This is a genomic window from Devosia sp. (genome assembly GCF_028290625.1).
Lineage (GTDB): Bacteria > Pseudomonadota > Alphaproteobacteria > Rhizobiales > Devosiaceae > Devosia.
In genome coordinates this window covers 141,185-160,714 of sequence record NZ_JAQGJM010000012.1, presented here as the reverse complement: position 1 = coordinate 160,714, position 19,530 = coordinate 141,185, and the positions used below count along the sequence as shown (strand labels likewise).

General features: G+C 62.8%; 16 protein-coding genes. 11 read left to right on the top strand and 5 right to left on the bottom strand.

The window, feature by feature from the left end; translation table 11 throughout:
* Positions 1–3 precede the first annotated feature (3 nt).
* Genes JWR51_RS06610 through JWR51_RS06600 form a run of 3 tightly spaced genes read left to right on the top strand, consistent with a single transcriptional unit; the run spans position 4 to position 4,183 of the window.
* Entirely contained in the window at positions 4–1,128 is a 1,125-nt protein-coding gene (locus JWR51_RS06610; protein WP_299745583.1) for an ABC transporter permease, read from the top strand.
* Between the two features lie 13 nt (positions 1,129–1,141).
* Positions 1,142–2,806 carry an ABC transporter ATP-binding protein gene (locus JWR51_RS06605; RefSeq protein ID WP_299745342.1) on the top strand — a complete coding sequence of 555 codons (1,665 nt, stop codon included), beginning with the start codon at positions 1,142–1,144 and terminating at the stop codon, positions 2,804–2,806.
* 9 nt (positions 2,807–2,815) lie between these two features.
* Positions 2,816–4,183 (top strand): alpha-glucosidase/alpha-galactosidase, encoded by a 1,368-nt coding sequence (locus tag JWR51_RS06600; RefSeq protein ID WP_299745341.1) that lies wholly within the window; start codon positions 2,816–2,818, stop codon positions 4,181–4,183.
* A gap of 240 nt (positions 4,184–4,423) precedes the next feature.
* Here the strand turns inward: JWR51_RS06600 and JWR51_RS06595 are convergent, their stop codons facing one another.
* The 3 genes from JWR51_RS06595 to JWR51_RS06585 all read right to left on the bottom strand — a co-directional run bounded on the left by JWR51_RS06595 (position 4,424) and on the right by JWR51_RS06585 (position 8,101).
* On the bottom strand, positions 4,424–5,014 hold the full coding sequence (locus JWR51_RS06595; protein WP_299745339.1) for a LysE family transporter: 591 nt from the start codon (positions 5,012–5,014) through the stop codon (positions 4,424–4,426).
* Positions 5,011–6,552 carry a tryptophan halogenase family protein gene (locus tag JWR51_RS06590; RefSeq protein WP_299745337.1) on the bottom strand — a complete coding sequence of 514 codons (1,542 nt, stop codon included), beginning with the start codon at positions 6,550–6,552 and terminating at the stop codon, positions 5,011–5,013. Before JWR51_RS06590 ends, JWR51_RS06595 begins: the two co-directional genes overlap by 4 nt.
* A 94-nt stretch (positions 6,553–6,646) precedes the next feature.
* Complete coding sequence (locus JWR51_RS06585) at positions 6,647–8,101, bottom strand: alpha-glucosidase/alpha-galactosidase (protein WP_299745334.1); 1,455 nt, start codon at positions 8,099–8,101, stop codon at positions 6,647–6,649.
* 100 nt (positions 8,102–8,201) lie between these two features.
* Between JWR51_RS06585 and JWR51_RS06580 the strand changes: the two genes are divergently transcribed.
* From JWR51_RS06580 to JWR51_RS06545, 8 genes are all read left to right on the top strand, one after another.
* Positions 8,202–9,074, top strand: coding sequence for an AraC family transcriptional regulator (locus JWR51_RS06580; RefSeq protein ID WP_299745332.1), 873 nt, complete (start codon positions 8,202–8,204; stop codon positions 9,072–9,074).
* A gap of 282 nt (positions 9,075–9,356) precedes the next feature.
* Positions 9,357–10,388, top strand: coding sequence for an aldo/keto reductase (locus JWR51_RS06575; RefSeq protein ID WP_299745329.1), 1,032 nt, complete (start codon positions 9,357–9,359; stop codon positions 10,386–10,388).
* A gap of 201 nt (positions 10,389–10,589) precedes the next feature.
* The gene (locus JWR51_RS06570; protein ID WP_299745327.1) at positions 10,590–11,498 is read left to right on the top strand and encodes a LysR substrate-binding domain-containing protein; all 909 of its coding nucleotides are present in this window, start codon (positions 10,590–10,592) and stop codon (positions 11,496–11,498) included.
* Positions 11,499–11,660: 162 nt separating this feature from the next.
* The gene (locus tag JWR51_RS06565) at positions 11,661–12,815 is read left to right on the top strand and encodes an ABC transporter substrate-binding protein (RefSeq protein WP_299745325.1); all 1,155 of its coding nucleotides are present in this window, start codon (positions 11,661–11,663) and stop codon (positions 12,813–12,815) included.
* Positions 12,816–12,839: 24 nt separating this feature from the next.
* Complete coding sequence (locus JWR51_RS06560; protein WP_299745323.1) at positions 12,840–13,835, top strand: ABC transporter ATP-binding protein; 996 nt, start codon at positions 12,840–12,842, stop codon at positions 13,833–13,835.
* A complete protein-coding gene (locus JWR51_RS06555) occupies positions 13,832–14,782 on the top strand; it encodes an ABC transporter permease (protein WP_299745321.1) in 951 nt (316 codons plus the stop codon). The genes JWR51_RS06560 and JWR51_RS06555 overlap by 4 nt, the downstream gene beginning before the upstream one ends.
* A 275-nt stretch (positions 14,783–15,057) precedes the next feature.
* Positions 15,058–15,867 (top strand): ABC transporter permease, encoded by an 810-nt coding sequence (locus JWR51_RS06550; RefSeq protein WP_299745318.1) that lies wholly within the window; start codon positions 15,058–15,060, stop codon positions 15,865–15,867.
* Positions 15,868–15,879: 12 nt separating this feature from the next.
* Entirely contained in the window at positions 15,880–17,310 is a 1,431-nt protein-coding gene (locus tag JWR51_RS06545; protein WP_299745581.1) for a gamma-aminobutyraldehyde dehydrogenase, read from the top strand.
* Positions 17,311–17,528: 218 nt separating this feature from the next.
* Here JWR51_RS06545 and JWR51_RS06540 read toward each other — a convergent pair whose 3' ends face one another.
* Both JWR51_RS06540 and JWR51_RS06535 read right to left on the bottom strand, forming a co-directional pair.
* On the bottom strand, positions 17,529–18,254 hold the full coding sequence (locus tag JWR51_RS06540) for a FadR/GntR family transcriptional regulator (RefSeq protein ID WP_299745315.1): 726 nt from the start codon (positions 18,252–18,254) through the stop codon (positions 17,529–17,531).
* A 78-nt stretch (positions 18,255–18,332) separates the two neighbouring features.
* Complete coding sequence (locus JWR51_RS06535; protein ID WP_299745312.1) at positions 18,333–19,529, bottom strand: aminotransferase class V-fold PLP-dependent enzyme; 1,197 nt, start codon at positions 19,527–19,529, stop codon at positions 18,333–18,335.
* Position 19,530: the final 1 nt, after the last annotated feature.

The following is a 19,530-nucleotide window of genomic DNA, read 5'->3' as shown; positions in this document are numbered from 1 at the left end:
GCCATGCCGACCCCAGCCGAGGAAGCCACCAACCCGGTGCAGGCGCGCTTTTCCCACGGCAATGAAGGCTATGCCACACTGGTCTGGCGGCGCTTCAAACGCTCGCCCATGGGCATGATCGGCCTGACCCTGGTGGGCCTGCTGCTGGTGGTCTCCATCTTTGCCGATTTCTTCGCGCCGATGGACCCCAAGGCGGCAAACCTGCCGTTTGCCCCACCCGATGTCATCGCCTTCGAGAACCCCGACGGCGCCTTCAGCCTGATCCCCTATGTCTACCCCATCGGCGACAGCGGCGAATTCGACCCAATCACCTTCCAGCCCCTGAACGGGCCGGATAAAACCAATCCGACTCCCACCAGCCTCTTCGTCAAGGGTTACCCCTACAAGATCCTCTGGTTCATTCCGTCGGACATCCACTTCTTCGGCACCACCGACGGACGGCCGATCCAACTGCTTGGCACCGACAAGTTCGGCCGCGATATCCTGTCGCGCGGCATTGTCGGCTCGCGCATCTCGTTGATGATCGCTCTCGCCGTGGTCACCCTGACGACCATTGTCGGCACCTTGGTGGGTATTACCTCCGGCTATCTCGGCGGCCGCACCGATGCCTGGGTGCAGCGCTTCGTCGAGTTCGTGCTCGCCTTCCCGCAATTGCCGCTCTACCTGGCGCTGACCTCGCTCATTCCCGTAACTGCGCCATCAAACGTGTTCCTAACCTTCGTCATCGCCGTGATGGCCGTGCTGGGCTGGGCGCAACTCAGCCGGGAAGTCCGCTCCAAGACCCTCTCGCTGGCGCGCATTGAATATGTCCGCGCCGCCATCGCGGTCGGCTCCAGCGATGCCCGCATCATCACGCGCCACATCCTGCCCAACGTGCTCAGCCACATCATCGTGGCCATCACCCTGGCCATTCCCAGCGTCGTGCTGCTCGAAAGCTTCCTTGGCTTCCTCGGCTTCGCGGTGAAACCCCCGCTGATCTCCTGGGGCCTGATGCTGCAGGATACCGGCACCTTCTCGGTCATTGGTTCCTATCCGTGGATCCTATCGCCGGTGGTGTTCGTGCTGATCACCGTCTTTGCCTTCAACGCGCTCGGCGATGGCCTGCGCGACGCCATCGACCCGTATTGAGTAGGGCAAGACCATGACCGACACCAACTTGCCTGTCTCCAACGATCGCCACGACCTGGGCACCCATGGTCGCGAACTGATCCTCAACGCCCGCAATATCGCCGTCGATTTCAAGGTCGAGGGCGGCACTGTCCACGCCGTGCGCGACGTGTCGTTCCAGCTCCACAAGGGCGAAACCATCGCGCTCGTCGGCGAAAGCGGCTCCGGCAAATCGGTGACCGCCCGCGCCCTGATGAAGCTCCTCACCAAGCGGGCCACCATCGGTCCGCAGACGCAGATCACGCTGTCGGGCCAGGACATCGTCAAGATGAGCGACCGCGATATGCGCAAGCTGCGCGGCAACGACATCGCCATGATCTTCCAGGAGCCGATGAGCTCGCTGAACCCGGTCTACACCATCGGCCAGCAGATCTGCGAGGTGATCCATCTCCACAACAAGATGAACCGCCGCCAGGCGATGGAAAAGGCCCGCGACCTGCTCGAAGAGGTGCAGATCCCTGACCCCGGCGCCCGCCTGCTGCAATATCCGCATCAGCTGTCCGGCGGCCAGCGCCAGCGCGTCATGATCGCCATGGCGCTCGCCAACCGGCCGGACGTGCTGATCGCCGATGAGCCCACCACGGCGCTCGACGTCACCGTGCAGGCGCAGATTCTCAACCTGATCAAGGACCTCAAGGACAAATACGGCATGGCGGTGATCCTGATCACCCATGACCTGACCGTGGTCCGCCAGTTCTCCGAATACGTCTACGTCATGCAGAACGGCCGCGTGCAGGAGCACAACGCCACCGAGGCCTTGTTCGCCAACCCGACCCACGCCTACACCAAGCACCTCCTGGCCTCCGAGCCCAAGGGCACCGCCAACCCGCTCGGCGACATGCGCGAAACGGTGCTCGAGGGCAAGAACGTCAAGGTCGCCTTCACGCTCAAGCGCGGCGGCTTCTTCAAGCCCGATTTCTTCGAGCTGCGCGCCGTCGACAATCTCGATATCAAGCTGCAACGCCATGAAACGCTGGGCATTGTGGGTGAGTCAGGCTCGGGCAAGACCACCTTCGGGCAGGCGCTGATCCGCCTGATCAACAACCAGGGCGGCGAAATCTACTTCGATGGCGAGCGCATCGATACCAAAGACCGCCAGGCGATGCGGCCGCTCCGCTCTCGCATGCAGATCGTCTTCCAGGATCCGTTCGCCAGCCTTAACCCCCGCATGTCGATCCGCCAGATCATCGAGGAAGGCCTGATCGTCAACAATATCGGCGCCAACTCCCGCGAGCGCGTTGAGCGGGTCCGCCAGGCCCTGCGCGATGCCGGCATGCCCGACACCATCCTGCAGCGCTTCCCCCACGAATTCTCCGGTGGCCAGCGCCAGCGCATCGCCATCGCCCGGGCCATCGCGCTCGAGCCCGAATTCATCCTGCTCGACGAGCCGACCTCGGCGCTCGATCTCTCCGTGCAGGCCCAGATCATCGACCTGCTGCGCAAGCTGCAGGACGAAAAAGGCCTCAGCTACCTCTTCATCTCGCATGACCTCAAGGTCGTGCGAGCCCTCTGTCACCGCGTCATGGTCATGCAAAACGGCAAAATCGTCGAGCAGGGTCCAGTGTCCGAAGTCCTCACCAATCCGCAAACCGATTATACAAAGCGCCTTGTCCGCGCTGCGTTTGAAATAGCCGCCTAGGAGCATTTTATGGCAAATCCCAAGATTACCTTTATCGGCGCTGGCTCGGCCGTGTTCATGAAGAACATCGTCGGCGATATCCTGCAGCGCCCGGCATTAGCCGGCGCCACCATCCGCCTGATGGACATCAACCCAACGCGGCTGGAAGAGAGCGAAGTCATCGCCCGCAAGCTGATCGCCACTCTTGGCGTTTCGGCCCAGGTCGAGACCTATTCCAACCAGCGCCAGGCGCTGGACGGCACCAATTTCGTCGTCGTCTGCTTCCAGATCGGTGGCTACGAGCCATCGACCGTGATCGATTTCGACGTGCCGAAAAAGTATAACCTGCGCCAGACCATTGCCGATACCCTCGGCGTTGGCGGTATCATGCGCGGCCTGCGCACCGTGCCGCATCTGTGGAGCATCTGCGAAGACATGCTGCAGGTCGCCCCCGAGGCGGTCATGCTGCAATACGTCAATCCCATGGCCATCAACACCTGGGCCATCGCCGAAAAGTATCCCACCATCAAGCAGGTCGGCCTCTGCCACTCGGTGCAGGGCACGGCCATGGAACTGGCCCACGATCTCGATATTCCCTACGAGGAAATCCGCTACCGCTCGGCCGGCATCAACCACATGGCCTTCTATCTCAAGTTCGAGCATCGCCAGGCCGACGGCTCCTATCGCGATCTCTATCCGGATCTGGTCCGCGCCTATCGCGAAGGCCGCGCCCCCAAGCCGACCTGGAACCCGCGCTGCCCGAACAAGGTTCGTTACGAGATGCTCACCCGCCTGGGCTATTTCGTCACCGAAAGCTCCGAGCACTTCGCCGAATACACCCCCTACTTCATCAAGGAAGGCCGCGAGGACCTGATCGAGAAGTTCGGCATTCCGCTGGATGAATATCCCAAGCGCTGCGTCGAGCAGATCGCCAAGTGGAAAAAGACCAGCCAGGATTACCGCAACGCCGACCGCATCGAAGTGGCGCAGTCCAAGGAATACGCCTCCTCGATCGTCCACTCGGTCTGGACCGGCGAGCCTTCGGTGATCTACGGCAACGTCCGCAACAACGGCGTCATCACCTCGCTGCCCAATAACGCCGCAGTCGAAGTGCCCTGCCTCGTCGATGCCTCGGGCATCCAGCCCACCTTCATCGGCGACCTGCCGCCGCAACTGACCGCGCTGATCCGCACCAACATCAACGTGCAGGAACTGACCGTCGCCGCCATGATGACCGAGAACCGCGAACACATCTACCATGCCGCGATGATGGACCCCCACACCGCCGCCGAACTCGATCTCGAACAGATCTGGAACCTGGTCGACGATCTCCTCGAAGCCCACGGCACCATGCTGCCCGCCTGGGCCCGCGGCTCCCGCAAGCAGCAGGTCGCGTAAGCGGCTCTGGATTAGTCCTCCCTGCTTGCAAATCGGCCCCGATGTGGAAACATCGGGGCCGATTGGTTTTGTGTACTGAGGGCGAAACCACCCCCACCCCTGTCCCCTCCCCACAAGGGGGAGGGAGACCATGAAGCCGCCAACTCAAAGGTCGCGGTTACAATGACCGATTGGGCCGGCGTCTCCCTCCCCCTTGTGGGGAGGGGACAGGGGTGGGGGTACGGATGCCCCCCCGATCTATCAGCCGATCAACCCCTCTACCGTCTGCACCACCAGCACCACCGCAAACACGACCAGCACCACCCCTGTCACCCGCTCCACCCGCGCCGACGTCAACCACCCCCGCGACGATCTCTCCGCTACCATCCCCAGCGTCATCCAGCCGATCGCCGTCACCACCACCAACACGGCAAACACGCCCAGATACGGCAGCCTTGCCCCAAACCCCACCTGCGGAAAAATCGCAAACGCAAACACCAGCCCCTTGGGATTGACCAGCGTCGTCGCGAACACTCGCGACAGGGTAATTCCACGCTGTGGCAGGTCAGCTCGTCTCCCCGCGCTCCACAGCTTCCAAGCCGACCAGATCAAAAATGCCGCCGCGACAAACTTGGCCACCACCGGCACCAGCGGTTGGCTATTCGCCGCCGCTCCGACAACCTCCGTCCAGAACATAATCGCAATGAAATAGCCGCCCAACTCACCCGCCAGAAACGGCAACGACCGCACCACGCCCCGGCTCGCGCCGGCCGCCGCCATCAGCGTATTGGTCGGCCCCGGCACCGCCAGCAGGGTAAGCACCGCCAACACAAACGGCGTCAAACCGCTCACGCCATCTCCTGCACGGCGGCCAGAAACTCGGCATGCCCCAGCGCCTGGCTCGCCGCCGCGCGATATTCCTTCACCAGCGCATTGAACGTTTCCTGCGCAAAGCGCCGAAGTTTCGGATCGCGATCCATCTCCGCCCGCGCCATATCCTGGTTGAGCAGCCCCAGCCCGCTCAGCACCGGATAATGCAATTGCGTCTCGATATGCGGCAGCCCGCCAAGATAGCTCGGGAAATCCTCCTGCCGCGGCATCCTGGTCTGCCAGCGCGCCAGCCGATCCTTGGTCTCGGGATGGATGCGGTTGGCTCTGACCTCGCGCCAGAACGGCGTGTCGTCGCGCTCGGTGACGTAGTGCGTGTTCACAAAGGTGCGGAAATCATCCACCTGCCGCCCCACCCGCGCGTTGTAATCGGCCCTGTCGCTACCGGTCATCTCCCCCGGTGCCTTGAGATACTGCTGCGCGAACAGCATCATCTGCACGATGGTCCCATGGATCGACGTGGACTCCAGCGGCTCGAGAAAACTCGAACTCAGCCCCACCGCGATCGTATTGCCAATCCACGCATTCTCCAGCCGCCCGATCTGGAACTTGATGTCGCTCCGCACCTCGATCTCATGCCCCAGCACCCTCTCCACTTCGAGCTTGGCCTCCTCCGGCGTCGAGAATTCATCGGAATACACATAGCCGCAGCCGTACCGCGTCCGCGTCGGAATCTGCCACATCCAGCCCGAGCTCTGAGCCCAAGCCCTTGTATAATTGGCCAATTCCTCGCCCGGCTTGATATCGATCCAGAACGGTAGCGCCCGATTGACCGGCAATTCATGCGCATAGGAAATCCACGGCGCCTTGAGTTCCTTGACGATGATCTGCTTGCGAAACCCCGTCGCGTCGATGAAGAAATCGCCCTCGAACCGCTGATTATCGTCCAGCACCAGCGCCGTGATCAGCCCGCTCTCCGCATCGCGCTCGACGCTCGCCACCGTCGCATCGACGATGTCCACGCCCTTGGATTTGCTGGCAAAAAACTTCCCCACCAGCGCCTGATCGAAATGATAGGCATGATGAAATGGCCCCAGCGGGATCAGCGACCCATCGGCCTTGCGCGCATACGGCGCCTTTTTCTGCTCCAGCAGCGGCTGGAACAGATGCATCTCCTGCACCGCCCGCCCGGCCGCCACCGCATACACATTGAGATAATCCGACGGCGCCCCCGCCGGCGCCTGGATCACCTGATGTGGATCATCGATCGGCCCGTAATAGGTAAAACCCTTGCGCCGCCAGTCTTCGTGGCGAATGCCCAGCTTGAAACTGGCATCCGTCTTCCGGAAAAACTCGAACTCATCGATCTTGAAATGTTTGAGCAACACGCGGAACGCTGCAGTCGTGGCCTCGCCCACCCCCACGGTCGGAATCTTCGACGACTCCACCACCGAAATCTTGGCGTTCAGCCCCCTCCGCCGCGCCTCATCCTGAATGATGAACGCCGCGATCCAGCCGGCGGTCCCACCGCCCACGATGACGAAATGCGCAGGTTTTTCCATGCGTTATGTTCTCCCCACCACACTCTAAAACCAAGCCGGGCGCCCCACAAGGGACGCCCGGTTCGGGAGGGGTTCTTTTGTCTTTTGGGAGGGCTTAGTGGTGCCCGCCCACCATTTCGCGCAGCTCTTCCACCGAGCGGACGCGCTTGCGCGCGGCGCCTTCCCAATCGCTGGTCTTGACCGTCGATTTGGCCATGCGCTCCTTGGCGGCTGGGACCGCGTCGGCATATTGCGGCAGCCACTGGGCCTGTGCGACGACCATCTCATCGACCATCGCCCAGACCTCGTCGGGCGTGCAGATGGCCCCGACCAGTGGATCATGCAGCACGGCGAGCTTCAGCGTATCCAAATTGCCGGTCATCGCGGCTTCCACCGACAAGCGCTGCACCGAGACCGACACCGAGCAGGTCGCGGCGCAGGCGGTCGGCAGCGTGATGCCTTCGATCATGTTGATGCCGAAACGATCCACATAGCCGGGGCTTTCGATGATCGCGTCATCGGGCAGATTGGTGATGATGCCATTGTTGCGGCGGTTGAAATGGCCGCGATAGGCGCGCCCGGTTTCCATCGCCTCGATGATGTAGCTGGCGTGCTCGGTGGTCCGCTTGTGCTCGGACAGCGGCTTGTTGGCCTGCTCCTTGAACATCGGGAAATCGGTTTCGAACCAGTTGCGGCGCTCGGTCGAGTGGCGCAGATAGCCCCCGGTCTCACCATGGATCCAGTCGCTCATGTCGATCCAGCGGTTGATCTCGTTCGGACGCTTGCGATACCAGGGCAGGTATTCGCTGAGGTGCCCGTTGCTCTCGGTGGAATAAACCCCGAAGCGCTTGAGCACGTCGATGCGCACCTTTTCCTGCTTGGAATAAACCGGGTGGCGCTCGAAGCCGGCGATCAGCTCATCCGCCTCGATCTTGCGGCCCTTGGCGCGGATATCGATGTACCAGGTCTGGTGATTGATGCCCGAGCAGACATAATCGAGCTCGCTATCCTCGACACCCAGAACTTGGGCAATCTGGTGCGCACCATGCTGCACGCCGTGGCACAGGCCGACGACATTGACCCCGCCATATTGCTCGGCGGCCCAGGTGTTCATCGCCATCGGGTTGGCATAGTTGAGGAACAGCGCGCCCGGCTCGGCGACTTCGCGGATGTCCTTGCAGAAATCGAGGATCACCGGAATGTTGCGCTGGCCATACAAGATGCCACCGGCGCAGATGGTATCGCCCACGCACTGGTCGACGCCGTATTTGAGCGGAATCTTGATGTCGGTCGCGAAGGCCTCAAGCCCGCCCACACGTACGCAGCTCATGATGTAACGAGCGCCCGTAATAGCGGCGCGGCGATCGGTGGTGGCGGTCACTTTGGCGGGTAAATTATTGACCGAGACGATCATGTCGATGATCTGCTTGGCCATATCCAGATTGGCCGGATTGATGTCGGTCAGCGCGAATTCGCAATCGACAAATTCGGGGACCTTGAGCAGGTCCGAGATCAGCGTTTTGGTAAAGCCGATCGAGCCGGCGCCGATGACGGTAACTTTGAAGGCCATCAATCTCTCCCTGCCGCGTTGCGGCTAATTTCTCTGCCTCCTGTCTAGCGGCACAGGCCGGATCGGTGTAGAGAAAACTTATGCGCAGGCGGGTAATTTTGTGCTCAGTGATCTGATCGACTATGGCCATAAACTGCGGGTGCTGGCGCTGCCGAAAAGCGCCGTGCCGCTGCACGCCATGGCGATCAGCGCCGGCTATGAGCAGCGCGTCAACGAGGTCTATTCCTGGGATGGATTGCAGCGCGGCACCGCGCCATTCCTCGTGTTGCAGCACACCATCGCGGGGCAGGGTAGGCTCGATTATGCCGGCACGCAGCACCGGTTGACGCCGGGGCAAACCATGGTCCTTAGCCTGCCCCATGCCCATCGCTACTGGCTCGAACGTGGTCAAAGCTGGGAGTATTTCTGGATCGTGCTGCATGGCCGTGAGGCACTGCGCATCGCCCGTGAGGTGATCGACGCGGCCGGCCCGGTGCTGACCTTGCCGGAGGCGGTAATCGACCGGATGGCTGATGCGTGCCTCGCGCTGATCGATCGGCCGGGGATCCTGCCCGGCGAGGCTTCGAGCGCCGCCTATGCCGCCATTGTGGCGCTGCATGATGGGGTGTTCAGCACCAATGCCGAACCGCGGCTGGCTTTGCCGCCGGCCATCGCTCGGGCCGTGGCCTATGTCGATGCCAACCTGGCTGGCGCCATCAATGTCGAGCGCATCGCGGCGGCGGCGCAGATGAGCCGCGCCCATTTCGTGCGGCAGTTTTCGGCGGCTCTGGGGTCTTCCCCATCGGTCTTCGTCTTCGAGCGCCGGCTGGAGCGGGTCGAGCGGCTGCTGCTGGCCACCGATATGAGCGTCGTCGCCATCGCTGCGGCGGCCGGCTTCGCCAATGCGAATTACTTGGCCAAGGCGTTCCGGCGCAAGCACGCGCTGGCCCCGCTGGAATATCGCATCGCGATGCGTTCGGCGGTTGGCGCTTAGGCAGGTCGCGTCGATCTCGCCAATCCCAACCACCACCGGGTCATTCCCGCCTGCGCGGGAATGACTCCGCGGGGAGGGAGCTTGGCGGCGAAAACAAAGCGTTCTGGTCAGGGCTTGCCCCACGCCCCCTCCCGGTGCAATATTGACTGGCGTACCTCAAATCACGCCCCGCCCGACAAAAAACTGTCACATTGTCAATAATTGCATCCAGCTCCTTGGATGCGATGACGCGGCCGTCGGGCGATGATTGCTCATTCGAACATCCCCAAAGGGAGCCCCATTATGGAATACCGCAAACTCGGCCCGAGCGGCGCGATCGTGACCAATTACGCTCTCGGCACGATGACTTTCGGCCACGAGGCCGACGAGGCCATGTCTGGCCAGTTGATGGATGACTACGTCGCCGCCGGCGGCAATTTCATCGATACCGCCAACGTTTATAACGCCGGCGTTTCCGAGGAAATCATCGGCCGCTGGCTCAAGGCCCACAAAACCGAGGCCGAGCAACTCGTCATTGCCACCAAGGCCCGTTTCCCCATGGGCACCGGTCCCAATGATGTCGGCATCTCGCGCCGCCACCTCGGCAAGGCGCTGGACGATAGCCTGCGCCGCCTCCAGGTCGAGCAGATCGATCTCTACCAGATGCACGCCTGGGACGCGCTGACCCCGCTGGAGGAAACCCTGCGCTTCCTCGATGACAGCGTACGCAATGGCAAGATCGCCTATTACGGCTTTTCCAATTTCCTCGGCTGGCAACTGACCAAGGCCGTCTGGATGGCCAAGGCCAACGGCTACACGGCCCCGGTGACGCTGCAGCCGCAATACAACCTGCTGATGCGCGATATCGAGCACGAAATCGTACCGGCAGTGCTGGATGCGGGCATGGGGCTGATGCCGTGGTCGCCGCTCGGTGGCGGCTGGCTCAGCGGCAAGTATCAGCGCGATGTGACGCCGACCGGCGCGACCCGCCTGGGCGAAAATCCCAAGCGCGGCATGGAGGCTTTCGACAAGCGCAATGCCCGCGAACAGACGTGGCAGGTCGTCGAGGCCCTGGCCGCTATCGCCAAGGAGCGCGGGGTCAGCTCGGCCCAGATCGCCCTTGCATGGGTCGCCGCACAGCCGGCCGTCACTTCGGTTCTCCTCGGTGCGCGGACGCGCGAGCAACTGGCCGACAACCTGGCCGCGACGTCGCTCACGCTGACCGGCGGTGAACTGGCAACGCTCGACGCAGTAAGCAAGCCGGACATGTCGGAATATCCCTACGGCACCGGCGGCATCAACCAGCGCCACCGCAAGATCGAAGGCGGGCGGTAGACTGCCTTCACCTCTCCCTTTGGGGAGAGGTCGACCCTCTTGGGTCGGGTGAGGGGGCCTTTACTGGGTGAGGAGCTTGGGGAAGGCCCCCTCACCCGTCATTGCGCGCCGACCTCTCCCCCAAAGGGAGAGGTGAAGGCTTTCCATCCTCCCGTTCCGCCGCTACCGTCACCCCACCCTCCGCCAGCCCATCGGACCCGCGTGGCCTTCACCCTACGTCAGCTCCAATATTTCGTCGCCGTCTGCGAAACCCAGACGGTGTCGGGCGCGGCCCATGTCATTTCCGTCTCGCAATCGGCGGTCACCGACGCCATCAAGGACCTCGAACACGATCTCGGCGTGACCCTGTTCGAGCGCCATCGGCGCGGCTTGACCATGACCAACAAGGGCCAGCAATTCTACCGCCACGCCACCCGCATTCTCTCCAGCGTCTCCGACGCGCGCCACAGTTTCTCCGACGAAATCCCCGCCGAAGCCGGCGCGCTGCATCTGGGTGTCACCTCGCTGGTAGCCGGCTATATCCTCTCCGACCTGCTCGCCCGTTACCGCCGCGCCCAGCCCTCCGTCAACGTCACTGCCATCGAGGATAATGGCGATTATCTCGAACACCTGCTGATCGGCGGTGAGCTCGACGTAGCCGTCATGGTCATCTCCAACATGCGCGACCGCGTCGCCCTGCAGGCAGAAATCTTCGAAACCTCGCCCTATCGCCTGTGGCTGCCGCTCGGCCATCGGCTGGCCGGCGCCGAGATCATCGAGATCAACGATATCGCCAAGGAACCGCTGATCATGCTGACGGTCGACGAGACCGAGGAAAATACCGGCAAGCTGCTCTCGGCTTTGGGCGCCCGCCCGCAGGTGGCTTTTCGCACCCGTTCAGTGGAGGCAGTGCGCAGTCTCGTCGCCACCGGGGCAGGGGTCGCCATCCTGCCCGACCTGATCTATCGCCCCTGGTCACTGGAAGGCGACCGCATCGAAAGCCGCGATATCGCCGGCGTGCTGCCCGTGGTGCAGGTGGGCATGGTCTGGCGCAAGGGCTCGACCCTGCCGCGCGCCGCCCGCGACTTCATCTTCATGGCCCAGGCCCATCATCCTCGCCAGCGACCCTGATGTGGTATCGGTTTTTCCGATACGAGGCTTCGTTACAAAAGATTTGCGAAAGTTAACGGGCGCTCTAAGCTCTCTTTCAGGGAGCCATGCGCTCCGCGCCCGCTCCCGAGCGCGACCGGCCACCAAGGCCGGCTCGGTTCGTTCAGGAACAGGGAGATAGCGATGAAATCGATACTGAGGACAGGTACGGCGCTCTCGATGGTGGTGCTGTTCACCGGCCAATTGATGGCCCAGGACATGATGACGACGCTCGGGACCAATGAGGGCGAGCTCAATATCGTCGCCTGGCCGGGCTATATCGAACGCGGCGAAAGCGACCCCGGCTACGATTGGGTCACCGCCTTCGAAAAGGACAGTGGCTGCAAGGTCAACGTCAAGACCGCCGCCACCTCCGACGAAATGGTCACGCTGATGAACGGCGGCGGCTTCGATCTCGTCACCGCCTCGGGCGACGCCTCGCTGCGCCTCGTGGCCGGCAAGAAGGTCGTCCCGGTCAATACCGACCTGATCCCGAGCTGGTCCACCGTCGACGAGCGCCTGCAGAACGCGGCCTGGTACACCGTCGACGGCCAGCACTACGGCGTGCCCTATCAATGGGGCCCCAACGTCTTGATGTACAATACCACCACTTTCCCCACCGCGCCGACCAGCTGGAACGTGGTGTTCGAAAAAATGGACCTGCCCGACGGCAAGACCAATGAGGGCCGCGTGCAGGCCTATGACGGCCCCATCTACATCGCCGACGCCGCCAATTACCTGATGACCGCCAAGCCCGAACTGGGCATCAAGGACCCCTACCAGCTCAACGAAGAGCAATATGCGGCCACCATCGAACTGCTCAAGGGCCAGCGCGCCCTGATCGGCCGCTATTGGCATGACGCCGCCGTACAGGTCGACGACTTCACCAATGAAGGCGTCGTCGCCTCGGGCTCGTGGCCCTACCAGGTCAATACCCTGATTGCCGCCGAGCAGCCGGTTGCCTCCACCATTCCGGCCGAAGGCGCCACCGGCTGGGCCGATACCACCATGCTGGCCGCCGACGCCGCGCACCCGAACTGCGCCTATGCGTGGCTGGAGCATTCGCTCGACCCGAAAGTGCAGGGTGACGTCGCCGCCTGGTTCGGTTCGGTCCCGACCGTGCCCGCCGCCTGTACCGCCAGCGAACTGCTCGGCGAAACCGGTTGCGCCACCAATGGCTTCGACAATTTCGACAAGATCAAGTTCTGGAAAACCCCGACGGCGCAATGCGAGGGGGGCGGTGAATGCGTGCCCTATTCGCGCTGGGTTTCGGATTACATCGCCGTCATGGGCAGCTGACGGCGATCGGGGGGAGACAGCCGCATGACCTCAGCCGTCTCCCTCCAACAGGTCTCGCGCCATTTCGGCCCCATCCGCGCCATGGACGCGGTCGATCTGGAAATCGCGCCCGGCGAATTTTTCGCCATGCTGGGGCCCTCGGGCTCCGGCAAGACCACGTGCCTCCGCGTCATCGCCGGTTTCGAACAACCGACCGCCGGCCACATCGAAATCTTCGGCGAAACCGCCGAGGGCGTGCCGCCCTATCGGCGCAACGTGAACACCGTGTTCCAGGACTACGCGTTGTTTCCGCATCTCAACGTGCTCGACAACGTCGCCTATTCGCTGATGCTGCGAAAGGTCGACAAGGCTGAGCGCCACCGCCAGGCTGAAGACGCGCTCGCCATGGTCAAACTATCAGGCTACGGCGCCCGCCGCCCCGGCCAGCTCTCGGGCGGCCAGCGCCAGCGCGTCGCTTTGGCCCGCGCCATCGTCAACCGGCCCAAGGTTCTGCTGCTCGATGAGCCGCTCGGCGCGCTCGATCTCAAGTTGCGCGAATCTATGCAGGAGGAACTGAAAAGCCTGCAGCGTTCGCTCGGCATCACCTTCATTTTCGTCACCCACGACCAGGGCGAGGCCCTGTCGATGGCCGATCGGGTCGCGGTGTTCAGCGACGGCAAGGTCATGCAGGTCGGCACGCCCGAGGAGATCTACAACCGCCCCAATTCGCGCTTCGTCGCCGATTTCGTCGGCTCGTCCAACCTGCTGCCGCCCGATTTCACCGCGACCATCACCGGTCAGCGCGCCTGGGCCAGCCTGCGCCCCGAAGCGATCCACATTACCCCCTCCGATGGCGCAGCCATGCAGGGCCGGGTGACCGCCCGCAGCTTCATGGGCTCGACGGTGCGGCTGGGCCTTTACGTCAATGGCGCATCGTTGCATGCCGTCGTCCCGGCCTCGGGCAATAGTGCCAACGTGGACGACATGGTCGGCGTCCTCTTCGCCCCCGAAGCCCTCCATCTGATGGAGCGCGAGACGTGATCGTTCTCGACACCGGCGCCATCCTGCCGCGCCGCGGCGGCATCTTCGGCGCCCTGTCCGACGCCTTCTGGCGCCATCCGAAACTGCTGGTCTTCCTGATGCTGACCCCGCCCGTCCTCTGGTTCGGCATCATCTATCTCGGCTCGCTCCTCGCGCTATTGCTCCAGAGCTTCTACTCGCTCGACGAATTCTCCGGCCTTGTGGTCCCCGAATTCACCCTCAGCACCTATGCCCAGCTGTTCCGCCCATCCAATTTCGACATCATCGTTCGCACCGTCCTCATGGCGGCGGCGGTCACCCTGGCCTCGGGTATCGTCGCCTTCCCCATCGCCTACATGGCCGCCCGCTACGCCAAGGGCAAATGGAAGGCCCTGTTCTATCTAGGGGTCATGCTGCCACTGTGGTCGAGCTACCTCGTCAAGGTCTATGCCTGGAAGCTGATCCTGGCCAAGGAGGGCATTCTCAACTGGGTGTTCGAGAGCCTCCGCCTCACCCCGCTGCTCGACGCATTCCTGTCCATCCCCGTCATTGGCGGCAACTCGCTGTCGGTCAGCTACACCGGCACCTTCTTGGTTTTCCTCTATATCTGGCTGCCCTACATGATCCTGCCGACCCAGGCAGCTTTGGAGCGCGTTCCAGTCAACCTGATCGACGCCTCGGGCGATCTCGGGGCTACCCCGTTCCAGACCTTCTGGCACGTCATCTTCCCGCTCGCTTTGCCCGGCCTCGTCGCCGGTTCCATCTTCACCTTCTCGCTGACTTTGGGCGATTACATCATCCCCAATATCGTCGGCTCCTCCCGCCAGATCATCGGCCAAGCCGTCTATGCCCAGCAAGGCAGCGCGGGAAATATCCCGCTGGCAGCCGCGTTCACAGTGGTGCCGATCGTCATCATGGGGCTCTATCTGTGGATGGCCAAACGCCTCGGAGCCTTCGATGCGCTCTAGGGGTCTCACCACCGTCTCACCACTCACGGCGTCATTCCCGCGCAAGCGGGAACCTATTCTTCGTGCCACGTCCTCGTGGTTCGAGGGTCGGCTACGCCTCCCGCCTCACCATGAGGACTACGGGGATATCGAGCTTGTATCAGTAGCCCTCATGGTGAGGTGCGAGCCCTTCGCGAGCCTCGAACCACGAGGGCGTGACACCATGATCGAGCAAGAATGGGTTCCCGCTTCCGCGGGAATGACGCCGTGGGTGTTGCTAGCGGTAGAGGACCACCATGTCCTCTGAAACCCGCGCGCCCTGGCCCCTCAAGCTCGCCTCCGCAGCCGGCCTCGCTTTTCTGCTCGTCCCGCTGCTCATCATCTTCGTCTATGCCTTCACCACCGAGGAGCGCAGTTTCGTCTGGCCGCCGCCGGGGTTGACGTTGAAATGGTTCGCCGTCGCCTGGGGCCGCACCGACCTGTGGAGCGCTCTGACCCTGTCGGTGCAGGTCGCCTCGATCTCCACCCTGATCGCCCTGATCCTCGGCACGCTTTGCGCCGCCGCGGTATCGCAAACCCAGTTCTTCGGCCGTGAGACGATTTCGTTGTTGGTCATCCTGCCGATCGCGCTGCCGGGCATCATCACCGGCATGGCCCTGCGCTCGGCCTTTTCCATCGCCGATATCCCGTTTTCCTTCTGGACCATCGTGCTCGGCCACGCCACATTCTGCGTTGTTGTGGTCTATAACAACGCCGTCGCCCGGTTCCGCCGCACTTCCGGCTCGCTGATCGAAGCCTCGATGGATCTCGGCGCCGATGGCTTCCAAACCTTCCGCCACGTCATCCTGCCCAATATCGGCACAGCGCTCTTGGCCGGCGGCATGCTGGCCTTCGCGCTCAGCTTCGACGAGGTCATCGTCACCACCTTCACTGCCGGGCAGCAACAAACCTTGCCGCTGTGGATGCTCGAAGAGCTGATCCGCCCGCGCCAGCGTCCCGTTACCAATGTCGTCGCCATGGTCGTGGTGCTGGTCACCACGCTGCCCATGCTGCTGGCATTCTACCTGACCCGCGATGGCGACCAGATCGCCGGCAGCGGCAAATAAGAGGAGGCTATCCTGGACACCAATATGCTGATCGGTGCGTCCTTCGTGGCGGGCACCGAGACCGAGGAACACATCCTCAATCCCAAGACCGGCGAGGATATCCTGCTGCTGCCCGAAGCCTCGCTGGGCCAAATCGATGCCGCCGTCAACGCCGCCGAAAAGGCGTTCACCTCGTGGTCGCGCACCACGCCCGGCCAGCGCTCCAATTATCTCCTCAAGATCGCCGACGCGATCGAGCGAGATGCCTTGGGCTTCGCCACGCTCGAAGCCCTCAATTGCGGCAAGCCCATCAATGCCGTCATCAATGACGAAATCCCCGCCATCGTCGATTGCTACCGCTTCTTTGCCGGTGCCGTTCGCTCGATGACTGGCGCTGTCGCCGGCGAATACCTGCCCGGCCACACCTCGATGATCCGCCGCGATCCGGTCGGCATCATCGGCTCCATCGCGCCGTGGAACTACCCGCTGATGATGATGGCCTGGAAGCTGGCGCCTGCGCTGGCCGGCGGCAATACCGTCGTCTTCAAGCCCTCCGAACAGACCCCGCTCAGCGCGCTCAAATTCGCAAAGCTGCTGGCCGACATCCTGCCCGAAGGTGTCGTGAATATCGTGCTCGGCCGTGGCGCCACCGTCGGCAATGCGCTGATCAACCATCCCAAGATCAACATGATCTCCATCACCGGCGATATCGGCACCGGCAAGAAGGTCATCGAAGCCGCCGCCAAATCGGTCAAGCGCACCCACCTCGAACTCGGCGGCAAGGCCCCGGTCATCGTATATGATGACGTCGATCTCGAAAGCGTCGTCTCGGGCCTCCGCGCCTTCGGCTTCTACAATGCCGGGCAGGACTGCACCGCCGCCTGCCGCGTCTATGCCGGCGACAAGATCTACGACAAGCTCGTCGCCGATCTGAGTTCTGCCGTCTCCACCATCACGCTCAACGATCCCGATGACACCAAGAACGAAATCGGCCCGCTGATTTCCGGCCGCCAGCGCGATCGCGTCGCCAGCTTCGTCAACCGCGCCGCAGAACTGCCCAATATCGAAATCACCACCGGGGGCAAGGCCACCGGCGATAGGGGCTTCTTCTTCCAGCCCACCGTCGTCGCCGGCGCGCTGCAATCCGACGAAATCGTCCGCCGCGAGGTCTTCGGGCCAGTCATCTCCATCACCCGGTTCAAGGAGCCCGAGGACGCCGTCACCTGGGCCAATGACAGTGACTACGGCCTCGCCTCATCGGTCTGGACCCGCGACGTCAACAAGGCCATGGCAACCGCCGCCCGCCTTCGCTACGGCTGCACCTGGATCAATACCCATTTCATGCTGGTCAACGAAATGCCCCATGGCGGCCTGAAGCAATCCGGCTACGGCAAGGACCTGTCGGGATATGCGCTGGAGGATTACACGGTGGTCCGGCACGTGATGATCAATCACGGGGGGTGAGGACTTTCTTACCTCTCAAGGCCAATGGCACGATCTGATCGCAACCACCGGCAGGCTCCTCCCCCTACCAGGGGGAGGTTGGGTGGGGGTTTCGAGAGCCCCGCTATTGCGGCCAACCGACCCCCACCTTGATCCTCCCCCTAGTAGGGGGGAGGCGTCGACTGGACCATCAGACCAGCCAGATCCCCACAAGGAGTAGGGGAGCCGAAGCTCAGCCCCTAAACCGCCCCGCCCGCCACGATCGCCTTAACTTCATTTTCGACACTATCCAAAATCGCATTGATCGCCGCCACCGACCCCTCGACATCCTCCGCCACGATCGCATCCGCCAAGGTCCGGTGAATGGGAAACGAATCCAACCCAAACGCATCTGCCCCGAACGGCGAATCCCCGCCGCGCTCCAGCGCATGGTCGAGGTTGGCGAGGATCTGCCCATACATCGGATTGCCCGAGGCATCGTAGATCGCGCCATGAAACGCATGGTCGGCCTTGCGCCACGGCCGCCCCGCGTCGACTTCGATCAGCAGCACCGTACACAGCCGGCCAATTTCTGCCCGCTGGCTCGGGTTCGCGGCAATCGCTGCCTTGCGCACCACATCGTTTTCGAGCGTCCGGCGCACTTCCATCAGCCGCAGCAGCGCTTCGCCTTCGAGCCGCACCATGGTGGGCACCAGCCCGCGCGAGGTCTGCACCCGCGCCGTCAGATAAGTGCCGTCGCCCTGCCGGCGCTTGATGATGCCAAGGCCTTCCCAGCGGTTGAGCGCTTCGCGCATGGTCGAGCGGCCGACGCCGAGCGTCGCCGCCAGCGATACTTCGGGGGGCAGGCGATCGCCGATGGTGAGGCCCGCACTCTCGATCATCGCCGCGAGCGCATCCAGCACCGCCACGCCGCGCGTGCGGGTTTCCAGCGGCACGAGATAGCTGAGTGCTCCACCCTGACTCACCGGCTCGAATCTCCTCTGCGTCAGCGGAAGCCGACGGCGGCACATTCATCACGTTTTCGGCGCCGTGTCAGCCCAGCGTCACGCCGAGCGGGCGGCGCTCTTGTTGAGTCCAAGCAGCGTAGTCAGCGCCTCGATCAGCAAATCCATCTGCGGCTTGGAGTTATAGCCCTGCACCGACACGCGGGCGATATGGTGATCCTGCCATTTGAACACCGGGATTTCGATGCTGTACTGCTCCAAGAGGGCAATCTTGAGCCAATCGGTATCGCAATCCGGAATCGGCATCGCGACCATTTGTGGGGCGGAAAATTCCGGGCTGCTCAGCGCCGGCAATCCGGTGATCGCCGCCAGCCGCCGCGCAGTATCCTGCGCCAGCGCCTGGCAATGGGCGGACACGTCCCACCAGTCATTGTCGCGCCGATAATCCAGCGCCGCGCTCACCGCCAGCCAGGCGGCCGGATCGCGCGTACCCTGCATTTCGATTTCGTCGATGAACGGCGAATTGCCGAACGCGCCCTTGGCGCCAGCCTCTTTCGACTCCGCAGTCCAGCCGTGGGAAATCACCAGCGGATTGAGCAGGCCCTGCAGTTCCGGCCGCGCATAAAGAAACGCCGAACCCTTGGGCGCCATCATCCATTTGTGGCAATTGCCGGCATAAAAATCGGCGCCGATGGAATCCAGATCGAGCTTGATATGCCCGGGGGTATGCGCCCCGTCTATAACACTCCAGATGCCCCGCTTGCGCGCTTCGACAATCGCGGCCTCGATCGGAAACAGCAAAGCCGTTGGCGAGGTTATGTGGCTGAGGAACAACACCTTTGTGCGTTCCGTCATGCCCGCAATAAGCGTGTCGGTGAACTGTTCTGCTGTGGTCAATGGTAACGGAATGCTAACCGTAACGACCTCTGCGCCAGTCTTGCGACACACATAGGCCCAGGTCTTTTCCAGCGCCGAATATTCGTGGTCAGTGGTCAAAATCTGGTCGCCGGGCTTGAGGTCGAGCGACTGCGCGACGATGTTCAGCCCCAACGTCGCGTTGGTCAGTCCGACAATATTGTCCGAGCTGGTTCCCAGCTCTGCCGCCAGCGCCACCCGCGGCCCCCGCATGTTCTCGGTCAGCTTTCGTCCAAGAAATTCAACGGGTTGGCTTTCCAGCTCAAGCTGCCAGTTCTGATACGCCTGGAACACCGGGCGCGGGCAAGCGCCGAACGAGCCGTGATTGAGAAAGACGACATCCTCGCGAATGAGGAACTGCCGGGCTAGGTTTTCGGACACG